This window comes from Pseudomonas fragariae (ex Marin et al. 2024) (assembly GCF_059621105.1).
This window is the reverse complement of sequence record NZ_CM184369.1, coordinates 4,651,671-4,673,786: the sequence shown is the minus strand read 5'-3', so window position 1 is coordinate 4,673,786 and position 22,116 is coordinate 4,651,671. Positions and strand designations below refer to the sequence as shown.

Annotated in this window: 19 protein-coding genes; 7 read left to right on the top strand and 12 right to left on the bottom strand. The window is 57.3% G+C overall.

Annotated elements, in window-relative coordinates; translation table 11 throughout:
* Nucleotides 1-27: 27 nt before the first annotated feature.
* From AC54XV_RS20225 to AC54XV_RS20200, 6 genes are all read right to left on the bottom strand, one after another.
* Nucleotides 28-810 (bottom strand): transporter substrate-binding domain-containing protein, encoded by a 783-nt coding sequence (locus AC54XV_RS20225; protein WP_003402298.1) that lies wholly within the window; start codon nt 808-810, stop codon nt 28-30.
* Between the two features lie 343 nt (nt 811-1,153).
* Nucleotides 1,154-2,857, bottom strand: a complete 1,704-nt coding sequence (locus tag AC54XV_RS20220; protein WP_024641878.1) for an ATP-dependent DNA ligase — start codon at nt 2,855-2,857, stop codon at nt 1,154-1,156.
* Complete coding sequence (locus AC54XV_RS20215) at nt 2,854-3,900, bottom strand: ligase-associated DNA damage response exonuclease (protein WP_003402302.1); 1,047 nt, start codon at nt 3,898-3,900, stop codon at nt 2,854-2,856. The genes AC54XV_RS20220 and AC54XV_RS20215 overlap by 4 nt, the downstream gene beginning before the upstream one ends.
* A gap of 398 nt (nt 3,901-4,298) precedes the next feature.
* On the bottom strand, nt 4,299-5,729 hold the full coding sequence (locus tag AC54XV_RS20210; RefSeq protein WP_060409751.1) for an IS1182 family transposase: 1,431 nt from the start codon (nt 5,727-5,729) through the stop codon (nt 4,299-4,301).
* Nucleotides 5,730-6,110: 381 nt separating this feature from the next.
* Nucleotides 6,111-8,585: a penicillin acylase family protein gene (locus AC54XV_RS20205; RefSeq protein ID WP_024661136.1), complete on the bottom strand. Its 2,475-nt coding sequence runs from the start codon at nt 8,583-8,585 to the stop codon at nt 6,111-6,113.
* A gap of 244 nt (nt 8,586-8,829) precedes the next feature.
* Complete coding sequence (locus tag AC54XV_RS20200) at nt 8,830-9,030, bottom strand: SEC-C metal-binding domain-containing protein (protein ID WP_032607517.1); 201 nt, start codon at nt 9,028-9,030, stop codon at nt 8,830-8,832.
* A 158-nt stretch (nt 9,031-9,188) separates the two neighbouring features.
* Here AC54XV_RS20200 and AC54XV_RS20195 point away from each other — a divergent pair, with 158 nt between their 5' ends.
* The 3 genes from AC54XV_RS20195 to AC54XV_RS20185 all read left to right on the top strand — a co-directional run bounded on the left by AC54XV_RS20195 (nt 9,189) and on the right by AC54XV_RS20185 (nt 10,742).
* Nucleotides 9,189-9,845 (top strand): LexA family protein, encoded by a 657-nt coding sequence (locus tag AC54XV_RS20195; RefSeq protein ID WP_003402307.1) that lies wholly within the window; start codon nt 9,189-9,191, stop codon nt 9,843-9,845.
* A 128-nt stretch (nt 9,846-9,973) separates the two neighbouring features.
* On the top strand, nt 9,974-10,222 hold the full coding sequence (locus AC54XV_RS20190) for a DUF1654 domain-containing protein (protein ID WP_003402309.1): 249 nt from the start codon (nt 9,974-9,976) through the stop codon (nt 10,220-10,222).
* Nucleotides 10,223-10,412: 190 nt separating this feature from the next.
* A complete protein-coding gene (locus AC54XV_RS20185) occupies nt 10,413-10,742 on the top strand; it encodes a hypothetical protein (protein ID WP_003402310.1) in 330 nt (109 codons plus the stop codon).
* Between the two features lie 9 nt (nt 10,743-10,751).
* Here AC54XV_RS20185 and AC54XV_RS20180 read toward each other — a convergent pair whose 3' ends face one another.
* Nucleotides 10,752-11,243 carry an LEA/WHy family protein gene (locus AC54XV_RS20180; protein ID WP_003402312.1) on the bottom strand — a complete coding sequence of 164 codons (492 nt, stop codon included), beginning with the start codon at nt 11,241-11,243 and terminating at the stop codon, nt 10,752-10,754.
* A gap of 117 nt (nt 11,244-11,360) precedes the next feature.
* Between AC54XV_RS20180 and AC54XV_RS20175 the strand changes: the two genes are divergently transcribed.
* Nucleotides 11,361-11,912, top strand: a complete 552-nt coding sequence (locus AC54XV_RS20175; protein WP_003402313.1) for a hypothetical protein — start codon at nt 11,361-11,363, stop codon at nt 11,910-11,912.
* Nucleotides 11,913-12,023: 111 nt separating this feature from the next.
* On the top strand, nt 12,024-14,459 hold the full coding sequence (locus tag AC54XV_RS20170) for a TonB-dependent receptor (RefSeq protein ID WP_024661135.1): 2,436 nt from the start codon (nt 12,024-12,026) through the stop codon (nt 14,457-14,459).
* A 141-nt stretch (nt 14,460-14,600) separates the two neighbouring features.
* On the opposite strand, the gene AC54XV_RS20165 is transcribed toward AC54XV_RS20170, so the two are convergent.
* The 5 genes from AC54XV_RS20165 to AC54XV_RS20145 form a co-directional block, all read right to left on the bottom strand.
* On the bottom strand, nt 14,601-15,074 hold the full coding sequence (locus AC54XV_RS20165; protein ID WP_003402315.1) for a YchJ family protein: 474 nt from the start codon (nt 15,072-15,074) through the stop codon (nt 14,601-14,603).
* Between the two features lie 411 nt (nt 15,075-15,485).
* Nucleotides 15,486-17,615: a TcdA/TcdB catalytic glycosyltransferase domain-containing protein gene (locus AC54XV_RS20160; protein WP_024661134.1), complete on the bottom strand. Its 2,130-nt coding sequence runs from the start codon at nt 17,613-17,615 to the stop codon at nt 15,486-15,488.
* Between the two features lie 136 nt (nt 17,616-17,751).
* A complete protein-coding gene (locus AC54XV_RS20155; RefSeq protein ID WP_496717185.1) occupies nt 17,752-19,656 on the bottom strand; it encodes a hypothetical protein in 1,905 nt (634 codons plus the stop codon).
* 65 nt (nt 19,657-19,721) lie between these two features.
* A complete protein-coding gene (locus tag AC54XV_RS20150; protein WP_024661132.1) occupies nt 19,722-20,009 on the bottom strand; it encodes a hypothetical protein in 288 nt (95 codons plus the stop codon).
* Nucleotides 20,010-20,320: 311 nt separating this feature from the next.
* Nucleotides 20,321-20,818 (bottom strand): DUF6231 family protein, encoded by a 498-nt coding sequence (locus tag AC54XV_RS20145; RefSeq protein WP_024661131.1) that lies wholly within the window; start codon nt 20,816-20,818, stop codon nt 20,321-20,323.
* 220 nt (nt 20,819-21,038) lie between these two features.
* Between AC54XV_RS20145 and AC54XV_RS20140 the strand changes: the two genes are divergently transcribed.
* Entirely contained in the window at nt 21,039-21,314 is a 276-nt protein-coding gene (locus tag AC54XV_RS20140) for a DUF1145 domain-containing protein (protein WP_024661130.1), read from the top strand.
* Nucleotides 21,307-22,065 (top strand): hypothetical protein, encoded by a 759-nt coding sequence (locus tag AC54XV_RS20135; RefSeq protein ID WP_003418460.1) that lies wholly within the window; start codon nt 21,307-21,309, stop codon nt 22,063-22,065. The genes AC54XV_RS20140 and AC54XV_RS20135 overlap by 8 nt, the downstream gene beginning before the upstream one ends.
* Nucleotides 22,066-22,116 lie beyond the last annotated feature (51 nt).

Here is a 22,116-nt window from a genome sequence, read left to right as displayed (position 1 = left end):
TCGCCGAAATCGATGGGCGTCGGGGTGTTATTTACCGCTGTAGAGGTTCAGGTCGCCAAAGTGTTTTTTCTGGATTTCAGCGTAGGTGCCGTCTTTGTGCATCGCCTCGATGCCTTTGTCCAGCAACGCCTTGAGTTCCTTGTTGCCCTGAGCAATGCCAATAGCGGTTTTGGCTGGCAGCAGTTCGCTGTCGATAGGCTTGCTGACTTCGTAGTCAGCACCGGCTGGCGATTTCAGGAAGCCCAGTTCGGCCTGCAGCATGTCCTGGATCGAGGCGTCGAGACGGCCCGAGGTCAGGTCGGAGTAAACCTGATCCTGGTTGGCATAGGCCTTGGTGGAGATACCGGCCTTGTCCAGTACCGCCTTGGCGTAGGCTTCCTGGATGGTGCCTTGCTCATAGCCCACGGTCTTGCCTTTCAGGCTGGCCGGGTCGGCAGTAAAGCCTGCACCTTTCTTGAACACCAGCGAGGTCGGGCCGGAGAACAGCTCGTTGGAGAAGTCGATGACTTTTTCGCGAGCAGGGGTCACGGTCATCGAGGAGATAACGCCGTCGAATTTGCGTGCCTTGAGGCCGGGGATCATGCCGTCGAAGTCGCTTTCGACCCATTTGCATTTGACTTTCAGCTCTTTGCAGATTGCGTTGCCCAGATCGATATCGAAGCCGACCAGGCTGCCGTCGGCCGCTTTGGATTCGAACGGTGCATAAGATGGATCGACGCCGAAGCGCAGTTCCTTGTATTCCTTGGCCATGGTGTTACCGGCGGCGATGCACAGAGCCAGTGCAGAAAGAGTCAGCCATGCTTTTTTCATTGTTCAGTCCTTAAAACCTTAAATGGGGCGTTGGGAATACGCGAAGCGTGCTACCGGCAAGTGCCAGATAGGCATTGGTTAGCAATTTCCGAACCAGAGGAACGAACGTGCGTTTGAAATGTAAGGGGTTGTCGCTATTTCATATAAACGGCTGGCAATTGGCCGCCCATGCGCGCTTACAGGGTTGGTGTTCATCGCCCGGTCCTACGCAAGGTGCGGTGTCAGGTGAGACAGAGCGGAAGATTGGTAACGAATCAGGAAGTTTCCTGCAGGGAGGCGGGATGATTCGTTCTTCGATGTTTCAAAAAGGTGCACGCTATTTGGTGTGCGCCTTTTTGGTGCTCTAGTTCAGCAGGTCCTGCAGCGTCGCCAGACTGTCGGCTTCGGCGACGGGCTTGTCCTGGCGCCAGCGCAGCATGCGCGGGAAACGCACCGCGATGCCGCTCTTGTGGCGCTTCGACAGGGCGATGCCTTCAAAGCCCAGCTCGAACACCAGCGTCGGCGTTACGCTGCTGACCGGCCCGAATTTCTCCACCGTCGTCTTGCGAACGATGGCGTCGACCTTGCGCATTTCTTCATCGGTCAGCCCCGAGTAGGCCTTGGCGAACGGCACCAGCGTGCGTTCACTCGATTCGGGCGGGCCATCCCACACCGCAAAGGTGTAGTCGCTGTACAGGCTGGCGCGTCGTCCGTGACCGCGTTGCGCGTAAATCAGCACGGCATCGACACTGAACGGGTCGATTTTCCATTTCCACCACACCCCCATGTCCTTGGTGCGACCGACGCCATACAGCGAGTCGCGAGCCTTGAGCATCATGCCCTCGACGCCCAGGCTGCGGGAGGCTTCGCGCTGGGTGGCCAGGTCGAGCCAATCCTTGCCGCTGAGCACCGGGGAGGGCATCAGCACCTCGCTCTTGCAGGTTTCGATCAAGGCTTCCAGTTGCGAGCGGCGTTCATGTTGCGGGCGGCTGCGCCAGTCATCGCCTTGCCACTCCAGCAGGTCATAGGCGAGCACCACGACCGGAACGTCGGCAAGAATCTTTTTGCCCAGCGTCTTCCGGCCTATGCGCTGTTGCAGCAGGGCGAACGGTTGGACCGAAGGCGCTGCCGCAGGAGCATCGCTGTTCAAGGCAAACTCCGCATCGCCATCGGGGTTCGCATCGGGGGCTTTCCAGACCACGATTTCGCCGTCGATCACCGTGCCGTCCGGCAGGCACTGCACCAGGCTGTGCAGCTCCGGAAAACGGTCGGTCACCAGTTCTTCGCCGCGTGACCAGATCCACAAGCGCCCGTCGCGTTTGACCAGTTGCGCGCGAATGCCGTCCCACTTCCATTCCACCTGCCAGTTCTGCGCCGGACCGAGCAACGCCTCAAACTGATCGGCGGGCTGTTGCAGGGAGTGGGCGAGAAAAAACGGGTAGGGCTGGCCGCCGCGTTGGGCGTGCTCATCCTCGGATTCCGGCGCGATCAGCTTCAAATAGCGTTCGGCGCTGGGCCTGTGCGATAGATCGGTGTAGCCCACCAGCCGTTGTGCGACGCGTTTGCTGTCGATATCTGCCAGCGCCGCCAGCGCACGGGTGACCAGCAGCTTCGACACGCCGACCCGGAAACTGCCGGTGATCAGCTTGATGCAGACCATCAGACTGCTGCGGTCCAACTGCGACCAGAACATCGGCAGCCGCTCGGCAAGTTCTTCAGGCGGCAGGCCGCGCAATGGCAACAGCTTGTCTTCCATCCACGTGGCCAGGCCTTCGTCATTACTGTGGTCGGCCTGGGGCAGTAACAGCGACAGGGTTTCCGCCAGGTCGCCGACCGCCTGATAGCTCTCTTCGAACAGCCATTCCGGCAGACTTGCCAGGGTCATGGCCTGTTCGCGCAGCACACGGGTCGGCACCAATTGCCGTGGGCGGCCGCCTGACAGAAAGTACACCGCCCAGGCGGCGTCCTCTGCTGCCGCCTTTTCGAAGTAGTCGCGCATTGCGGCGAGTTTGGCGTTGCTTGAAGTGGTCGCGTCCAGCTGTGCATAGAGTTCAGCAAAGGCTTTCATGACTGAGCCTCACCGGTGCCTGCCGCCTCGGGTTCGCCGGCTGCCGGGTTGCTGTCTTCTTCATCGCCGTATTCGGTGCTGAAGCCCTGTGCGTCGAGACCCAGTTCACGCAGGTAACGCACCAGTATGCCGACCGAGCCGTGGGTCACCATGACGCGTTCGGCGCCGGTCTGTTCCACAGCCCACAGCAGGCCCGGCCAGTCGGCGTGATCGGACAGCACAAAACCGCGGTCCACACCGCGCCGGCGTCGTGTGCCGCGCAGCATCATCCAGCCGCTGGCAAACGCATCGCTGTATTCGCCAAAGCGCTTCATCCAGCTGCTGCCGCCCGCTGAAGGCGGGGCGAGGATCAACGCCTGGCGCAGCGCGGGATCGGTCTTTTTGAAATCGCCGGCGTATTGGGTTTCCGGGATGTAGATGCCGCCCTCGCGATACACGCGGTTCAGCGGCTCGACGGCGCCGTGCACCAGGATCGGTCCGATCTGCGCGTCAATGCCGTGGAGGATGCGCTGGGCCTTGCCGAACGAGTAGGCGAACAACACGCTGGCCTTGCCCTGGGCTGCATTGGCACGCCACCACTGGTTGATGCCTTCGAAGATCTGCGCCTGCGGCGCCCAGCGATAGATCGGCAGGCCGAAGGTCGATTCGGTGATAAAGGTATGGCAGCGCACCGGTTCGAAGGCCGCACAGGTGCCGTCCGGCTCGACTTTGTAATCGCCGGAAGCAACCCAGACCTCGCCTTGGTACTCCAGTCGCACTTGCGCCGACCCCAGTACATGCCCGGCCGGATGCAGGCTCAGTTTCACCCCGTGATGGGTGATGGTTTCGCCGTACTCCAGAGTCTGCAGATTAATGTCCTGCCCAAGGCGCGAACGCAGAATACCCTCGCCACTGGCGGCTGACAGGTAATGCTCGTTGCCCGTGCGGGCATGATCGCCATGCGCATGGGTGATGACGGCGCGTTCGACAGGACGCCATGGATCGATATAGAAATCACCGGGTGGGCAGTACAAACCTTCGGGGCGCGCAACGACAAGATCCATGGGGCAACCGTATGGATGGGCTTGTTAGCTATGAGCCGGGAAGGAACTGGAAGTTCGGGGAGTTTGCGTGAGCGCTGCGGAGCGTGAGGTGCGATAAATGTCCAGAAGAACACTATCGTGCATAAAAGCGCTTTTTTGTCGCGATGGCACAGACGACGCAGAGTGCGACGTAAGTGACGGCTGAGTCCTGGCGCTGATCCGGGGGTAGCCTGGCAGGACGCCAGGCTAGCCGCACCGGGCCCAGAGTGTGTAAAAACCAGCCCAAGTATCGGCTGCGCGTAGCGCAGACGATACTTGGCTAGCCGGAACGCCTTGAAAGTCCTGCCATCGCTCTAATCCGCCCTTAAGGCCGTTAATAGCGCTTTACAGCCCCTTTTATCGGGCGCAATGGAGGCTTTTCAAGCCGCCAGCGCTTTTACAAGATTCTGCGTGCCGAGGATGTTCATTACCCGCTTCAAGTTATAAGCAAGCACGTTCAAACTCATTTCGGTGCTCACTCCGCCAAGCCGTCGCGTCAGAAAATGCGTTGCACCCATCCACTGCTTGAGAGTCCCGAAGGGGTGCTCGACGGTCTGCTTGCGGATGGTCATTACCTGCGGCGCGTTAGCCAGGCGGGCCTGCATTTCTTCCAGTACTGCCTCATGTTCCCAGCGCCGAATTTTTCGCTCTCTGGCCGGTGTGCATTGCGCCTTTATCGAGCAGGCCTGGCAGTTGGAGCGCCAGTAAACGTCCAGCTTCTTGCCCTTGTCGATGTAAGAGTTGCGCCAGATCAGCACTTGATTGGCGGGGCAGACGTACACATCGTTGTCCGCGTCGTAAACAAACTCGTCATTGCCGAAACGGCCATCAAATTTGGCCCGCGAGCTCAGCGTTTTTGGCACATAAGCTGTGATCCCTGCCTCGTGACAGGCCAGGATTTCTCCGCTTTTGTAATACCCGCGGTCCGCCACCACCGACAACGATTCGACTTGCATCACCTCACGGGCCTGCTGGGCCATCGAACTAAGTTGATCAAGGTCGTGACCCACATTGATCACCTCGTGCGCGACGATCAAATGGTGCTTGGTATCCACCGCGGTCTGTACGTTGTAACCCACGATACCTTTTCCCCCACTGCTCATCATTGAGCGCGCGTCCGGATCGGTCAGCGAAATTTGTTTGTCCGGGGATTCTTCAAGCTGTACCTCGATGGTCTGCAACGCCTTCATTTGCTCCTTCAATTTGGCGATCTTCTCCTCTAGGCCGCCTTTGGGGCCTGCAGTCTTGGGCTCTTCCCGATCAGCCGCATCCAGCCCCTTTAGATAAAGGGCAATGCTTGATTCAATCTCTTCCATCCGACGCTTCAGTTTGGCACTGGTGAAATTGCGATCGCGGTGATTGACCGCCTTGAATTTACTGCCATCGATGGCAACGAAATGCTCCGAGAAAAGCCCCAATTGTTGACACAGCACGACAAACTGCCGACAGACTCCTCGAATGCCCTTTGCGTTGTCTTTGCGAAAGTTGGCGATGGTCTTGAAATCCGGCATCAGGCGACCGGTCAACCACATCAGCTCGACGTTGCGCTGCGCCTCGCGCTCAAGGCGTCGGCTTGACTGGATACGGTTGAGATAGCCGTAGATGTAGATCTTCAGCATGACTGCAGGATGGTAGGCCGGTCGGCCCGTTTCAGCGGGGACAGCGCTTTCAAAACCCAAGGTGATCAGGTCGAGCTCATCCACAAAGACATCGACAACGCGCACCGGATTGGTGTCGCTGACGTAATCGTCGAGACTCTCGGGAAGCAAGGTACTTTGACCTCTGTGTTCACCTTGAATGAAGCGTTTCATGGGCAACCCTTGCAATGAAATCCTGGGGAATCATAGCAAAGGTTTACCTTGGGTTTTTACACAGTCTGGGCCATGGATGGCCCGTTGCGGCGACCCCCGGATCAGTGTCAGGACAAAGGAACCCGACGAAGTCGGGCCGGAAACGGAGCGAAAGGCTTTGGTTACTTTGGCCTCATCAAAGTAACTCGCCGAGGGGCGAAAAGGTGACCTGAGCTGAACCCCAATCTACCTGACAAAGAAACACTGCCGTGTGACGCGGAGCGTCACGAACTGCATTACCACGCTGGAGCGTGGGAACGATAGGTGTACTGAAGAACGCTATCGTGCCCATGCTCTGCGTGGGTATGCCGTTCTGGACGCTCTGCGTCCGGTTTTCGGCGCTTACTTGCCCGGCGTCAGCGTCAGGCGCTGTTTGCCGTAGCCCTTTTCGTAGTTCTGTTGTTGCACCGGAATCGACTGGTACTGGCCTTTCTGCCACGGCTCGATGCTGTTGGCGTAGTACGGGCTGGCCGGGTTGCCGGACTGGCCGGTGCTGATCAGGCCGGTCATCGGTTCGACCAGGCTGAAGTCTACGATCATGCGCAGACCCGGTGCCATGCGGGTGTCGAAGCCCTTGCCCCACTCGAAGCCGGATACGTTCAGCGTCGTGTGATCACCGCCCGCTGGCGTGGCGCCCCGGTTGAACTCGCCGCCACCCAACTGCTTGGCCAGCGGGCTGGTCGAGGCCCAGTTGTCACGGTGCAGCTTGCCCCATTGCCAGGCCTTGTGATCGCTGCCCAACAGGCTGTCGCCGCTGGTGATGGCGGCCGCCAGACTGCGCGCGAGGATGGCCGGTTTGTCTTCCTTCTGCGGGGTTTTGACGTCATCCCAATAGGGGCTGTCATCGCGCCCCAGCAAGTGGTCGGCCTGTGGCGAGTAGGATGAACTGGCGTTGGCGACCAGTGCCTGCCAGGCAGGGCTGGTCTCCGGACCCAACTCATCAAGGAAAATCTGCTTGGCGCTTTCCTGCAGAAACAGCTCGTACAGCGCCGCATCAGCCGAGGTAGCACTGAGCTTGCCGTCAAACGCCATCAGGCGCGTGAACGCTTCACGGGCCTTGTTGCGATCGGCTTCGGGCAGGGCATCAACGGCCTGCTTGAGCGGCTTGCTCATGCCGGGCGCCTGAAACATGCTCTTGAGCTTGGCGGCGAACGTCGTGGTCTGGTCGTATTGCATGGCGATGGTGCTGCGCAGGTCCTGCTTGCCCCCGTTGGCCAGTTCGGCAATTCGCTCGGCGCGCTCCGGGTAGCCCCACGAGTTGGAGAGCTGCATGCCGTAGCCTTTCGGAATCGTGCGCTGATTGGCTGCGGCGAGCCAGCCTTGGCGCGGGTCCTGATCATAGGGATGAAGCATCGAGTCGGCAAAACCGTCCCAGTCGTACTTGCCATCCCAGCCCGGCGAAGGCAGCAGGCCCTGGCCTTCGCGGCGGTTCGGGAAGCGGCCAGTGACCTGCCAGCCAATGTTCGAGGCGTCGGCAAAGATCATGTTCAGGGTGATCGCCCGAATCTCGCGGCTGGTGTCGAAGGCTTTCTCGACGTTAGGTGCACGGGACAGATCGAAGAACGCATCCAGGCTCTTGTCATCCTTGAAGTTCGGGACTTGCAGCGCCAGGCTCAAACCGTTGCCGGGCGGGGTTGCAGAGGCGTTGAGCAGCGCGCCGTGGCGGGTTTCGTACACGGTTTCACGCAGCGGGCTGCCGCCCTTGACCAGAAAGGTTTCCTGATGGGCCGCCGCTGGCAGCCATTTGCCGTCAACCATGTAGGAAACGCGGTTGCCTTCGCGCTTGATCTTCTCCAGAAACAGATCCTGATTGTCGCCCTTGACGTTGCTCATGCTCCACGCCAGTTTGCCGTTGAAACCGCTGAGTACCAGTGGCATACCGGCGATGGTGACACCGGACACCTGGTATTTCGGTGCACGGATCTGCACGAAGCTCCAGGCAGAATTGAGCCCGGCGGGCAGTTGCATGTCACTGGCCAGCAGACTTTTGCCGTTGCGACTGCGTTGTGGCGCGATGGCCCAGTTGCTGGAGGCCGCGACGCCGAGCATGTTCAGGTCCGAGAGCTGCAGGGCGATCCTGTTCAGATCGCTCAGGCCGGTGACCTGATTGTTCAGGTTCAGGCCCTTGAGCTTGTCGGCTTCGGCAAATGGTAATTCTTCGTCAGGGTAGGTCGGCAGTAGCCAGGCGAGCTTGTCCGCGCTGACTTTCTGCGCCAGGACCAGCGCCGACAGCTCCTCCTGCAGGTTGACCGACAGGCTGAAGTTGAGCAGGCTGAAGATCAGCGCCGAGTCTTCCGGCTTCCAGTATTCCGGCTTGTAGCCCGAGCTGGCGATATCGGCAGGCAGCTTGTCGCGATAACGGAACAGGTAGGCGTTCACGCCGCGCGCATAGACATCGAAGAAGCGTTTCAAACGCGGCGAAGCGGCGTTGTACAGGTCGCTGGCATTCTGCTTGAGGTTGACCGAGCGCATCAGGCGGTCGACGTCCAGCGCATCCGCGCCGGCCATTTCCGACAAACGGCCCTGCGCCAGCAGGCGCATGCCGAGCATCTGACTGATTCGATCACCGGCATGAACGTAGCCCAGCGTGAACAGCGCATCGTGGTAGCTGCTGCTTTCTATCAGCGGCATGCCCATGTTGTTGCGGCGCACGGAAACGTTCTGCGCCAGCCCCTTGAGCGGGAACGTCCCGGAAACAGGCAGCACGGTCTCGGGATCGTTGCCGCCCAACTGGCAGCCGGCAAGGCTCAGGAAGCTCGCCGCAGCAGCGGCAGCGCCGAATCGGGGTAGAAAATGACGAAGGGCTGGCGAGGCCATGGGCAAGCTCCTGGAGGGGTAACGTACAAAAGTCGCTACGTTAGAGAGCAGGCAAGCCGCACGCAAGCGGCACGGGGTAGTTTATTTCAGGATTTTGCAGAGGCTGGCCAGACGCCTCTCGCTCGCCACGCTCTGCGCCACATTGCAGCCATGGCTACATGCCCTGGATCACTACCTGAAAGCATGCAGCACACTCAAATGAAAACGGCCTGCAATGCAGGCCGTCGTCAGAATGCTCCGCGCCTTACGCGCCGTGGCATTTCTTGAATTTCTTGTCGCTGCCGCACGGGCAGGGATCGTTACGACCGACATCCTTAAGGGTATTACGCACCGGCTCCTGATGGGCATGACCGCAGTTCGGGCCGTGTACATGGCCGTGCTGCTGGTCGTGGTGATCGTGATCATGGTTGCAATCGGGGCCATGCACATGGTCTTGCTGGTTCATCGGTTTTACTCCGCAATTAAATCTGGCGCGCATTATCCCGTAAATCATGGCCAAGCAGTATCGGCATATTGCGATTCGCACAGCGCCATTTTTTAAGTATGCTTAGTTTCAGTCGAGCGTTTTTCAGCGTTCTTTATTCCCCTATGCAGAGCCGACTCATGACCCGACAGGAACGTATCGCCAGGGCAATCGCCGCCAGTGGCTTGAAGAAAGGTGAAATTGCCGCCCAGTGCGGCGTGGCCAACTCTGCCGTTACCCAATGGATCAGCGGGGAAAGCAAAAGCCTGCGGCCGGAAAACCTTTACGCACTGGCGCGGGCCACGGGCTTTCGTGCCGAATGGCTGGCGATTGGCGAGGGACCGGAAAAAGCGCCTGCCTTCGACGCCAACGTTGCGCTGATCGATCAGCCGGACATGTCCTTCCGTTACCCGGTGATCAGCTGGGTGTCGGCAGGCTCTTGGGAGGAAGCGGTTCAGCCTTACCCCGACGGTTTTTCCGACCGCTATGAAATCTCCGACTATGACTCCAAGGGGCCGGCGTTCTGGCTGGAGGTCAAGGGCGATTCGATGACCGCGCCCACCGGCGTCAGTGTGCCGGAAGGAATGATGATTCTGGTGGACACGGAGGCCGATGTGCAGCCCGGCAAGCTGGTGATCGCCAAGCTGCCCGCCAGCAACGAGGCGACGTTCAAGAAGCTGGTCGAGGATGGCGGCACACGCTACCTGAAGCCCTTGAACCCGGCGTACAAAATGATCGAATGCGGTGCCGACTGTCGCATTATCGGCGTGGCGGTGAGGATGACCGGCAAGCTGTAAGCCTTGTTTGACAAGGCGTGCGGGCGTTTTCACCGAAAATGCTCGTCAGGAAACGTCCTACGAAATGCTTGCGAGGTTCCTACAGCTGGAATACTGTATTTATATACAGTTATGCCTCGGGGGCTGTCATGGCTGGCAATGATAATGGATCGGCAGGCAGGTCTTCCTACGAGCAGATCGGCAAGCGCATTCAACGGCTGGTATCCGCGCCCAATGTTCAAAAGACCCAGTGGGTCATCGTCGCCCGTCGTGATGATGAGCCCGTGGACAGCTGGAACGTGGTGCTGCAGGAAATCGAAGAGACCGAAGGCATCGAGATTGACCGTCAGCCAGACGGTTCGGTAAGGATCGGCTGGCAGCGCTACATCGATAACTGACCTCAAGCCTCTGTTGCTCGCCCGATAGCCCGGTGGGTTGATGGTGCACGTTTGCCTGTGATTTTAAGCATGCTTAATTTTTAGTTTTTTGAACGGTGCCGGCGCCGCGGCAATCCCCCGGCAGGTCCCCCAGTGTCTGAATTTTTCTGTGTTCGTGAACGGCTGTATTTCTTGAACGGAGTCAGAAGCGATGGATATCTTGAATGGTTTGGCAGACCGAGGCGAATGGCTGGTAGCCGGTCTGGTGGGTGCGATCATTTCTGGCTGGTGGCATAAGGCAGGTCTGCTTGACTGGCGTGCCTGGCTGGTTTTTCTGGTGACCGGTGTGGCCTGTGCGGTGTTCCTCACCGGCATCGCCAGTGATTACCTTGGCATCGCAGATCCGCGCAACACCACGGGCGTGGGGTTTCTGCTGGGCTCGTTCGGTGGTGCGCTGATCAGTGCCGTCAACCGGGCATTGTGGGCCGCTGACATCTGGAAGTTTCTTCTGGAACTGATCAAGGGCAAGCTGGGCGGATAGGCTGAATGATCATCGGCGCTGGATCAGGTCTTGCGGCAGCACATCGCCTGATGTGCCGACGCGGACGTTGTGCCTGAACACGATTCCGGTCTTGAGCTTGCCGTCCAGCTGATAATGGATCAGCTCATCAGGTTTTTTCAGCAGTTGAGCGATGTACCGTGCGTAGCGCCAGAGGTTGGTGCGAATCGGCACCACGAAGGTTTTGCGGCTATTACCGTCGACGACAAACCAGTCGCTGAACGTGTCATCGACAAGGACCATGTCATTGAGGGTGATCTTGTACTTCAGGCCACGCACCAGCAAGCTGTCTTCGTTGGGGTTATCAACTTCGAAGTACAGCTTGAAATCCTGCTGTGTCAGCCTCGCCTTGACCACCTGGACCTTCAGCAAATGCACTTCCGGTTCCTGAGCGCGGTCAAAGCTCAGGAGCGAGCATCCGCTGAGCCCGAACAGGATCAACGCAAGGCTTATGATTCTTGTAATGTGCGCCTGAAAAGACATGGATGTGCTCCCTTTGACACCTGAGTCTACCAACTCGACGGTCGAGGGCAACGCGCTTGTTGCGCTGTCTGACGCTACGCCATACTTTTACTGACGTGCATATTGGTGTCTTCTTCCATGAATCTCTACGAAATTGTCTTCAGCGCCGAACTGGTCGCTGGAGCACAACCCGAGAAGGTAAGGGCTAACCTTGGCAAGCTGTTCAATGCAGATGCCGAACGTCTGGACCTGCTGTTCTCGGGGCGCCGACTGGTTCTGAAAAACAATCTCGACGCGGCAACCGCAGAGAAATACCGCGCCACCCTCGAGCGCGCAGGCGCGCTGGTGCGTGTGCTGGAAATGAACACGCCACCGCCCATGGAAGAGGTCGAACTGGCGCCACCGCCCGACGCACCGAACTGGTTGCGCAAAGCCTCGGTCAGTCCGGGGCGTTTGCAGATCAAACCGCGCGACGCTTACATGGCGGCTTTTGTGGACGTCGATGCGCCGGATTACTCGGTCGCAGAAGCGGGCGTCGAGTTGCTGCCCGGCAAGCCTCAGCCTGTTGCGCCGCTGCTGGATCTCTCGCGTTTGAGCCTGGCCCCGCTGGGCAGCGACATGGGCCAGGTCGAAAAAGCCGAGGCGCAGGAGGCGCCCGATACGTCGCACCTGAAGATCATCCCGGAATGATGCTGCCAGTCAGCTGATTCCTGAAACGGAATTATTTTCAATCAGCCCTGTTACTTTCGAGCGTTCGTCCGGCTAACAGGCATTGAGAAGTATTCCATCAGGAGTTGCCCGATGTCCCGTTCGTTAGACACCCTTCTGCGTCCCAGTCTGTTGGCCGTGGCGATCGCCCTGTGCACGCCTCTGACCAGCCCGCTGTCGATGGCGGCGCAGCAGGCCAGCGTGGTTGCCTATGATCTGCCCGCAGGCCCGATGGCCACTACGCTGAATCAGATCTCCAGCCAGGGTGGCCTGGCATTGAGTCTTGACCCGGCGCTGGTCGCCGGCAAGACCAGCTCGGCGGTGAAAGGCAATTTCGATGCGGCCACGGCCTTGCGCGAGGCTCTGCGTGGCAGCGGCCTGCAACTGGTGCAGAGCAGCGCCGGGACGTACACGCTGATGGTCATGGAACAGAACGCCTTGAACCTGTCGGACGTGAACATCAACGCCAACAGCACGCCCCTCGAAGGCTCGGAAGCCGCAGGTTATCGCAGCGAGAACGTCAGCAGTGTCGGCGCGCTGGGTGGCATGCGTCTGCAGGACGCGCCTTATTCCATCAGCGTAACGCCTCAGGCGCTGCTGAAAAACATCCAGGCCACCTCGCTGGACGATGTCATCAAGCACAACCCGTTCACCCAGATGTACTCGCCGACCAGCGCCGGTTATGCCAGTGCCGTCAACATTCGAGGCTTCAGCAGCGCGGGCAGCCTGAACATCGCCAATGATGGCCTGCGTTTCACCAACGGTGCCGACGGCAGCAACTACATGGAAGAGATGGAGCAGTTGGAAGTCATCACCGGTCTGACCGGCTTCCTGTATGGTCCGGCCTCGCCGGGCGGGCTGGTCAATTACGTGCTCAAGCGCCCGACCTATCAACGCTACAACAGCGTCACCCTGGGCAATGCCGGGGGTGAGAATTACTACCTGCATGGTGACTTCGGCGGGCCGATCGACAGCGAGGGCAAATTCGCCTATCGCCTCAATGTGCTGACTCAGGATGGCGAAACCGCTGTCGATCTGAACAAGCGTCGCCGCGAGATGATTTCCCTGGCGCTGGACTGGAACGTGTCCGACGACCTGCTGGTGCAGTTCGACGCCTCGCACAAGAAGACCGAAATTCGCGGCCTGACCAGTTACTGGTATTTCGGTGACCAATCCCTGCGCCCCGGCGCGGCATCGCTGGACAACGACAAGCTCTACAGCCAGAAGTGGTCGTTTTCCGATTACGAGTCCGACAAGGCCGGCGTGCGTGCCAAGTGGCGCTTGAACGACACGTTCACCTTGCGCGCGGCCTTCGCTGCCCAGCAGTACACCTCGGAGAACACCTACACCGGGCCGACGGTCTACAGCGCGGGCCTTTACTCGCAGCCGCTGTATGCCTTCGCGCCGATTGAAACCGAAGAAAAGACCGGTTCGCTGTTCCTCGATGCGGCGTTCGATACCGGCTTTATCGGTCACAAGGTCACTGTGGGCTATCAGGGCAATACCTCACGGCAGAAACAGTACGAGGATCACATTCCGTACACGCCCGATCAGCCAGGCCCGCAATACACCTCGCCGGTGGGCACGATACCGCTGGACCAGACGCCTCAGGTCGGTAAACCGTCTTACTCCATCGGGCATGGCGCCCAGCGCTTGGCCAACAGTTCGGAAAGCAATAACGTCCTGATCGGTGACGTCATTACTTTCAATGAGCAGTGGTCGGCGATCCTGGGTGTGACCAACACACAGATCAAAACCTACGCCAACGAGTTCGTCTACGCCAAGGCGTTCGGTTCCGCCGAAACCGAGACCACCTACAACGAGAGCAAGACCTCGCCGAACATCTCGCTGGTCTATAAACCGCTGCCGTGGCTGACCACCTACGCGACGTATATAGAAGGCCTGCAATCGGGCGGCGTCGCGCCTGGCGGCACCGCCAATGCCGGCCAGGCGTTTGCGCCTGAAATCAGCGAACAATACGAAATCGGTGCCAAGGCGACACTGGGCGAAACCCTGCTGACCCTGGCGCTGTTCAACATCGAGAAGCCCAACGGCTACACCACAGGCGCGAACATCTACGTCGTGGACGGACGTCAGGAGAACAACGGCCTGGAATTCAGCGTCACCGGCAAGGTCATCCCGGAACTGACCGTGGTGGGCGGCTTTACCTTGCTCGACCCGAAAATCAAGAAAACCGGTGTCGCGGCGGATGAAGGCAACGTGCCAACCAACGTCGCCAAGCAACTGGCCAAGGTCTATGCCGAATACGACATCAACCCTGTACCAGGCCTGGCCATGACCGGCGGGGCGTTCTACACCGGCAAGCAATACACCGATCAAAGCAACGAAAACGACCTGCCGTCCTTCACCACCTTCGACGCCGGAGCCCGCTACCGCCTGCGCCTTGCAGAAAACGACCTGACCCTGCGCGTCAACGTCAGCAACCTGACCAACAAAGAATACTGGCTCAACAGCAGCTACCTGGGCGACCCACGCACCGTCGCGTTTTCGGCACAGCTGGAGTTTTGATCGCGGCATCACGCCGACCTGACTGCTGACGCGTGCGGAACGAGAATCCCGACTATCGCAGGACGCTTTGCGTCGTATGCCGTTCTGGACGCTCTGCGTCCCTACCGAGTGTGGGCAGTGCGGTTCGGATTTAGGACCCGCTCAAACGACATACCCGGAGCAACACTTCTTGAATTTCTGCTCACTGCCACACGGGCACGCATCGTTGCGGCCGGCTTTAAGGGGGACGGTGGAGTCGATGAAGTACCAGCGGCCCTGATTCTGCACGAACGACGAGCGTTCCTTGTGGCTGTGTTCGCCGTTGCCATCGTGCCAACGAGCAGTGAAGGTCACAAATGCATGCTCAGGCTTGCCGCCAAACACTTCCGCGCTTTCCACCTCCAGCCCCAGCCAGGTGCTTTGCGCGCTCCACTGAGCGATGGCTTCACGGTCCAGTGCGCTTTGCTGCACCGGCAGCGTGGATTCCACCAGATAATCGGTCAGTCCCAGCACGTAAGCGCTGTAACGTGAGCGCATCAGCTTTTCCGCACACGGCGCAGGCTGGCCAGCGTGATAATGGCCGCAACAGGCCAGCAACAGATCACCGCTGCCGCACGGGCAAATAGCACTACTCATGATTCATCACCAGTATTTTCCAAAATTCTCCGGGTTGGCCCCAGAACCGAGAGACGACTGATGGAGGCCCTGGCGTAGTGGGGTTCATAGGGGACCTCAAGGTTTCTGGTGACGACATGGTGACAGCGTTGGTGACAGTTGGCGAGTCTCTAAGGTGCCCATTGGGTCGCCTTCTTGGGGGCCTTATTAGCCCGCGCGGACCTGCGCGAGGGCACACGGGAGTAGAAGCAATTAGGTGATCACTCCCAAATATTCTGTATTTTTCGTCAAGGCCGTTTGAGGTGCCCGTAAAGCCACAAGACCAGATGGGCAACCACACAGACCAGACAGGCAGCCGGCAGGGTGTCAATTGGGGTGCTGAAAAAAAGGCGTCTTTCGGGACGCCTTTTTTGTTGCAGGACCAAAATTTCGTTATGAATTTCTGAATAAGCGAAACTGTCCAGGATTCATTCCGGATGAGTCCAGATGAATGTCAGGTCTAATCTCCAGTTGGTTCATTGCCTGTTGGAATGCTAAATACTGGCCTTTGTCTTCAGCTACCTTGACTTCGGCCGGAATCGACTCATCGTGACCACGATTAGCTCGTCTTTTAACTGTTTCTTCGAACTCACAGTCGAGGCGCACTACGACATGCGCCGCATCCTTGATCAAATGAGGTGTGCAGATGCCTTCAATTAAATAAGTGTCACAGACAGGCAATCTAATTTCTTTATAGGGTCCATCAGAATCGCGCTCCCCTCGCGGAAAGCCTCCAATCATAACCCCCTCGCGATAGGTGCTCGGCAGGCTGTAAGTGGCGCCTTTGCCACTCAATATATTGTCCATCACTCGCGTTGCCAGCTCTCTGTTGAACGAGTCGACATGCCCGTGAACGACCGCCCAGTCTGTCACTGGACCTCGATTGCCTGGGTGCTTACTCAGCTCCGAGAAAGACTTCAAGAAGTGGTCAGTTTTGATCGACTCAAATGTCAACTCTGCTTGTTCCAGCGCTTTAGTCAGCGTTGACTTTCCGGACGCCGAAGGTCCGGAAACGAAGATGATGACTGGCTTGCCAGCTTGTCGTTTTTCCTGGACTTTTTTTAGAATCAAGCTTGCGACCTTTTCAGTGGTCACTGTTCGCTCTGTTGAAACACTCTTGTGTACTCCAGAGATAACTATCGTGTTTTGCAATGAGGTTTTTTGTGCTGCGCTAGCCTGTTTTGTCACCCCCCCGGCCATGGCCTTGGTAGCACTATTCTGTTGCTCGTCAGTTTCAAAATTCACGTAGTTTTCCGGGAAATTGAAGTGCGTCTTCAACGATGACCAGAAGTCTTTGTTTTGAGATAGATCCTGCCCCCAGATACGTTCCGATAACGACACCGCGTCGTCACGCATCAACGATGACAGCCCCTGCGCCTTACGTATTACCGCATCGACGTGACCGCGCAATCCGTTAGGGCCGGTCGCTTCAATCGTGCTTTTATTAGGACGACTGAAATACCGATCCCCTCTGAACTCATTGCCTTTCAGACGTTTGTAGTCCTCACCTATTTTATCGATAAAGTCGGAAAGCATTTTACTGCCAGGGTGTGCCGCAAGTAACGCGTTCGCAAAATAGGGGGTCGTGCTACCGGACGCCTCGCTCTTGGCTTGCGCCAAACCTACTAACATTAGGTCCGGGTGCGCGTGCAATACTCCACTTAGCGGCCGCATGCACTCCAGATCGATATCTGCATACACACCTCCGTATTCGTGCAATATCTCGTAACGAGCAATGTCGGATGCGGCTGGGTAGGCACCATTACGCCCGATGATTTCGTGCTGATAAGCGTCCTTGTTCTTGAGTCGGATGTCTTTCGAATTGCTCAAATCGCGAATCTGAACGTTTTTAATACCCTGGAATTTTTTCTGCAACTCATTCAACGTGACAACGTCACGGGTTGCATTTGTTGTCAGTCGATCCCATGACTTGACGGTTTGGTCTAGAATAATCCTCTCAGCCTGAAAAAAATTATCATCATGCCTGGCGGTGTGTTCTTTGAACGCGGCCAGTGCCAATCGTGCATTATGTAAGGTCACTTCCGCGGCGTGAGGTAGCACGTTTTGCTTCAAGGACTCATTACCTTCGGCCAGGAGTTCTTTGTTCAATTCACTCAGAGCCTGTTTTTGTGCGCTTAGATTCGACACGCTGCCGGACGTATCAAGCGTCGTCTCAAGTTGACTGAACAGACCACGCATCAGCTTCTCTGACTGATACTCCGGGAACACGTTCTCTGCTTGCTGCCGAGTGATTTTATTGGTTTCGTAAGCTTTGAACTGCGAGGCATCAACCCATAGCATGACGGTACAATCCGGATTTTTTTTTGCCCATTGGCGTACATACTCTTGCTGTTTGTCGCCGGGTTGAGAACCGACCCAGACCATATGAATATTTGACGGAACGACCTTGAAGTCTTTCTTGGGATATACGTCCATCAACGCGTTAGACGTTTGAGATTTTTCGATGCCCGAGGTTGAGGGCTGGGCAGGCGCGTACACACCCAGGTTGTTCTGGATTTTCATTCAAATTCCTTAACGTATTTTCAAAAAAGAAAGGCAATGATTTCTGACAAAAAGTTGTTGTAACGACGCGCGCGTGATTCAGCTACAGGCGCACCTCAACAAGATACTCATATGAACATACACTTCGCTGATGCGCTCACGATACAGGACGCGATTCACCCGTCTTGAGTGAGTTGGAGGAAGAAGATACTGATGGGTGTTGAATATTTTTACGCGCCAAATCATTGCTTAAACGCAAGATGATTCGCTCGACGATACAGGCTGCCACATTATAGGATTCGTCACTTGGATGTGAAGAGATCCAGCCATTGGCTTCAAATTTCCTCAAGAGGGTGTCAAGGTTGATGTGTTGACCTTCAAATTCAATCATTATATTTTTTTCAGCATCGAAGAGTGCTTTTAGAGTATTGATTCGACCCTTATCCCAGTAAGGGTTCGGCCTGTCTGCAGGCCCTTCTAGTTCCTTTTTAATAATCATTTCTTGCTGCAAAGCTACGTTACGGTGATCGTTACTCAACTTCAATTGCTTACTCATTAGCATGTCTTCTCCGCCGGCCACCATGTAAGGGGGGTAGATGCCATCTCCTTCTCGGAGGAAGGGGGCGCGAATGGACACAAACTGCTCAGCTGGGCCATCCAGATCCGAAGGTCTGGGCGTGGGTGTCTTGCTGAAGGGTGAAGGCGTTGCTTGTCGCGTCGGGTAGCCGACACCGTAGCCCACGATAGGCTGCTCTATCGTTTGGTGCAGACTTTCCACCTTGTTTTTAATGATTGGATTCGTGTGCCTGGTCTGTTCTGTCTTCACGACATCCTGGTCGATCATCATTATCCGCTCAGGGCGGTAGGGCAGCGTATCGGCAAAGGCCAAGGCCGCTGCTCGAGCGGCACCAAAACCTGTCAAACCTCCACCATCCCAGCCAATAATATGCAGATTCGGATAGTGTTCGATCACCTCTTTCATCGTGGAAGCGTAGGTCGGGTAATCCATTTTATGAACAAGAAGATAGATAGGTTCCGCCCGCCGCCCACGCGCCCCACGCATGTTTTTGGGATGCCATGCCAAGCTATAGTCTTTGGTAAGCTCTGCCGCCAGCTTATGCGCGCTGCCGCCGCTTATAACAAAAGCAGGAACAGTAGCTTTATTAAGATGTGGCTCGTGCAGTTGAGGCCCTCTTATAAACGAGAACCAACTGCCGTCTCCCGGAATGGCTCGGTCCATGGCCAGTTTCCTGCATTCGTTTATCCGATTGTCAAGCACGGCCTGCATACTGTCCATGGTCTCCTTGCTCGTTGATTCAGAGACTTTGACAGGTGAATACTTACACGCTGGCCTTGTTTCAGGATTGGCCCATCTGGGGTTGCACTTCAGTTGAATGGGAGGGTTATTTACCTGTAGCGGGGCCCTTGCAGGGTTGACGTGATCGAGTGACATAAGAGGTGAAGCGCCAGGTTGAATAGATGTACTTATAGAGTCGTACTGATTAAGTAAGTTTTTGTACAGCTGCTCCTTAAATTCCGTAGCTTGCTTAGGGCTTATGGTATCTGTCGGTGCATCCGCCTTGACAGCAAGCATAACTCTAAAGAAAGCGTCTTCTCCCGAGCTCTCCCATTTTTTTTCCCTTTGACTTACTGTGTATGTCTCTTTGCCTTCACGGCACACCTCAATGCACTGAAATTTTTGCTCTTCTGATAGCGTATCGTAGTTTCCCCGGCTTTTTTCCTCGTCGGGTCTGAAGACCGCACACGGCGTGGTATCAGGATAATGCTTCCACACCAGAAAAGCGTTTTTGGGCCAGTCGTCATCTTTAACAATTACCAAACTGAGGAGCTCAAGAAGGCTGCCTTCCAGTTCGCAGTCTGGGTCTTTTAGCTTTTGAACCAGGTTTTCTAGCTTATTTAACATCACCCTCGAAGGGGTGTATTTAAATATGGAGTTGTCGGGTAATCGTCTTGTTTCAGAAGGGTGCTCTACGCCTGATACAGTCATTGCCGTATCGACAAGATTAAGCGCTGGCAGAGAATGACTTCGAATCAGCATCATTATGTCCGTGTTTATATCTGGTTGTACGATGGGTGGAAAAGACACGTATGGCGGTACCCATGCATTCAATGCTTCTGCCCGGCTGGGCTCCAGGCTTTGTAGGTAAAGTGGGTGTGCCTTGCTTGCCTGCTCAAAGTCAGCATGTCGCAGTGCTTGAGTGGCTCGGCGGATGGATCGGGTTCCACGCAAACGTAAAGCGGTGTCCAATCTATATTACGTTCGCCTAGACCCATGAGCTTGGTCGTAACTGGGTCTACCGCACCGTGGTCGAGCAGCCAGTTGTGCTTCGAGCGTTGACGGCCCGGTATCCGCAACTCTTCGTTGATGAGCTTCAGGATTTGGGCACGTTGCATCAGGCTATCTTGAAGTGACTCATAGACGCCGGAGCAACCGTTTCCCTTATAGGGGATGTAAACAAGAGGATGTCCTTGGAGAATGGCATGGCGGTCTGCGTCTGCCTATCGGTAGATCCAAGAGAGAGGGTAAGGCTACGGGCAGAGCAGCCCATTGGACATACCCTTAGGTAGTAGATCCCTGAGCGCCTGTAATGCCAGATGGAAAGGTGCTGATCGGGTCGTTGGTGACGAGGCTGGTGACAGTTGGCCCTGCACTGGCATATTGACGTTGCTAGTCATGTTTGGGTAAGCCCTTTATATTCAAAGGGTCACCACCAATACTTTCCAAAATTCTCCGGGTTGGCCCAGTACTTCGCGTTCAACCAGTCGGGCACCTGTTTGTACTCACGCAAGTCGTACGTAAACAGGTTCAGCACCTGCTCGTCGCGGGCGAAGCGTTCGCTGCATTGCAGCGCCAGCGAGAAAAAATCGGTCTCCTGCCAACCGCAGGCCTGCAAATCGGCAAGCACCGCGATGCGGCTGGCGTTGAGGTTGCGGATGCCACCCAGCAGTTCCAGGCCAGTGCGCTTGGGGATGTGTTCCAGACAATCGACCACCAGCGCCAGATCGAAACGTTGCGCCGCCAGATGGGCAGGCAGCGCACCGGGTTCGGCCAGCGCCACCTCGGTCTGCGGGTGGGCCTCCTGAAAGGCTTGCAACGCCGGGAACGCCTGAGCGCCGATCAACAGCAGGCGTTGCGGCGCATAGCGATCGAGCAGGGCGGCCAGCGCTTGTTGGGGCGTACGGTTCGAGTAGCCGACGGTCATTGAAAGTCCTCTGGTTGACGAACAAGACTAGCCTGCCGGGCCGGCTCTGAACAGCCGTCAGTCCAAGGCCGGTGTCCACAGATGCACGACAACGATCTATGCTTGATCTTTTTCAACACACCGCTGGCATATTCGGCGTACAGCACGTCTACTGTGCGGCGACGAAAAGCATGCGAAGACTGCAATTTCGTAACGGATCATGACAAGGGGTGGGCAGGCAATGAAGGTGTTTTGGGGGCTGGGAAAGATATTGATGCTGGGCTTCTGGCTGGTGGTGCTGGTCAACGCGGCGATTGAGGCGCCCAGCCCGCTTGGCGTGATGATCGACATGGCCGGCGCGGTACTGCTGTTGACTCATTTGCTGGAACTGATCCTGTTCAACGGCAGCCTGCGCGGTCGCCGGCATCCGTGGCGCGACCGGGGCAAAATCATCCTGTTCGGCATCTTTCACGTTCAATCCATCGGCCGTCCGGTCAGGGGACACACTCATGCGTAAGCTCGTTCTGCTGGCAGCATTGTTCAGCCCTCTGGCCATGGCCCAGGCAATTATCGTTGCACCGCACTCGCTGATGCGTCTGCCTGGCAACAGCAGCGTTCTGCAGGTCGAGCGCCTTGAAGTGGCCGATTACGGCACTCTGCTGATCCCGGCCGGTATCGATGATGTGAAGATTGGCGAGCTGGTGCTGGGGCACGAAGCGCGAATTGCCATCGTCCCTGGCGTGCAGGCGTTCAATATGGTGGTGCTGCATGGTGAGTTCGGCACCGGCAGCCAGATCACCGCACGGGGCGCGCCGGGTACGTTCGAGAAACCGGCACGGCCTGGACGCAACCTGACCCTGCGCCTGCAGAGCCTGGATGCCGAAGAGCTGTCGATTGACGCCCGCGGTGGTGCAGGCAGCCCAGGCTATGCCGGGCTGGACGGCGGCACGGGCGAAGACCCTGGTTGCACCTGGGGCCAGGCCGGGCGTGGTTATAACGGCGACAGCGGCGGCAATGGCCACGATGGTGCTGCGGGCGCGCAGGTTCGTCTCGAATTGCCACAGAGCTATCCGGCCGAACGCATCAAGGTGAATGTCGCGGGTGGCGCAGCGGGCAAGGCTGGCGAAGGCGGCAAGGCAGGCAAGGGCGGTGCGTCCAAGGGCTGTATCGTCTACCGCGCTGAAGGCGGCAAGGCTGGCAGACAGGGTGAGCCCGGTCTGCCAGGTGCTCCAGGACCGGCAGGCGCGTTGATCCTGCAACGTCTGTAATCTGCGAGATGTCCGGATCAGGTGCAAGGCCATGATCCGGACAGTCGCGAA

Bases quoted from the DNA above. Each gene is read 5' to 3' on its own strand.
- AC54XV_RS20225 (WP_003402298.1), bottom strand. From the start codon at position 810: ATGAAAAAAGCATGGCTGACTCTTTCTGCACTGGCTCTGTGCATCGCC.
- AC54XV_RS20220 (WP_024641878.1), bottom strand. From the start codon at position 2,857: ATGAAAGCCTTTGCTGAACTCTATGCACAGCTGGACGCGACCACTTCA.
- AC54XV_RS20215 (WP_003402302.1), bottom strand. From the start codon at position 3,900: ATGGATCTTGTCGTTGCGCGCCCCGAAGGTTTGTACTGCCCACCCGGT.
- AC54XV_RS20210 (WP_060409751.1), bottom strand. From the start codon at position 5,729: ATGAAACGCTTCATTCAAGGTGAACACAGAGGTCAAAGTACCTTGCTT.
- AC54XV_RS20205 (WP_024661136.1), bottom strand. From the start codon at position 8,585: ATGGCCTCGCCAGCCCTTCGTCATTTTCTACCCCGATTCGGCGCTGCC.
- AC54XV_RS20200 (WP_032607517.1), bottom strand. From the start codon at position 9,030: ATGAACCAGCAAGACCATGTGCATGGCCCCGATTGCAACCATGATCAC.
- AC54XV_RS20195 (WP_003402307.1), top strand. From the start codon at position 9,189: ATGACCCGACAGGAACGTATCGCCAGGGCAATCGCCGCCAGTGGCTTG.
- AC54XV_RS20190 (WP_003402309.1), top strand. From the start codon at position 9,974: ATGGCTGGCAATGATAATGGATCGGCAGGCAGGTCTTCCTACGAGCAG.
- AC54XV_RS20185 (WP_003402310.1), top strand. From the start codon at position 10,413: ATGGATATCTTGAATGGTTTGGCAGACCGAGGCGAATGGCTGGTAGCC.
- AC54XV_RS20180 (WP_003402312.1), bottom strand. From the start codon at position 11,243: ATGTCTTTTCAGGCGCACATTACAAGAATCATAAGCCTTGCGTTGATC.
- AC54XV_RS20175 (WP_003402313.1), top strand. From the start codon at position 11,361: ATGAATCTCTACGAAATTGTCTTCAGCGCCGAACTGGTCGCTGGAGCA.
- AC54XV_RS20170 (WP_024661135.1), top strand. From the start codon at position 12,024: ATGTCCCGTTCGTTAGACACCCTTCTGCGTCCCAGTCTGTTGGCCGTG.
- AC54XV_RS20165 (WP_003402315.1), bottom strand. From the start codon at position 15,074: ATGAGTAGTGCTATTTGCCCGTGCGGCAGCGGTGATCTGTTGCTGGCC.
- AC54XV_RS20160 (WP_024661134.1), bottom strand. From the start codon at position 17,615: ATGAAAATCCAGAACAACCTGGGTGTGTACGCGCCTGCCCAGCCCTCA.
- AC54XV_RS20155 (WP_496717185.1), bottom strand. From the start codon at position 19,656: ATGATGCTGATTCGAAGTCATTCTCTGCCAGCGCTTAATCTTGTCGAT.
- AC54XV_RS20150 (WP_024661132.1), bottom strand. From the start codon at position 20,009: ATGCAACGTGCCCAAATCCTGAAGCTCATCAACGAAGAGTTGCGGATA.
- AC54XV_RS20145 (WP_024661131.1), bottom strand. From the start codon at position 20,818: ATGACCGTCGGCTACTCGAACCGTACGCCCCAACAAGCGCTGGCCGCC.
- AC54XV_RS20140 (WP_024661130.1), top strand. From the start codon at position 21,039: ATGAAGGTGTTTTGGGGGCTGGGAAAGATATTGATGCTGGGCTTCTGG.
- AC54XV_RS20135 (WP_003418460.1), top strand. From the start codon at position 21,307: ATGCGTAAGCTCGTTCTGCTGGCAGCATTGTTCAGCCCTCTGGCCATG.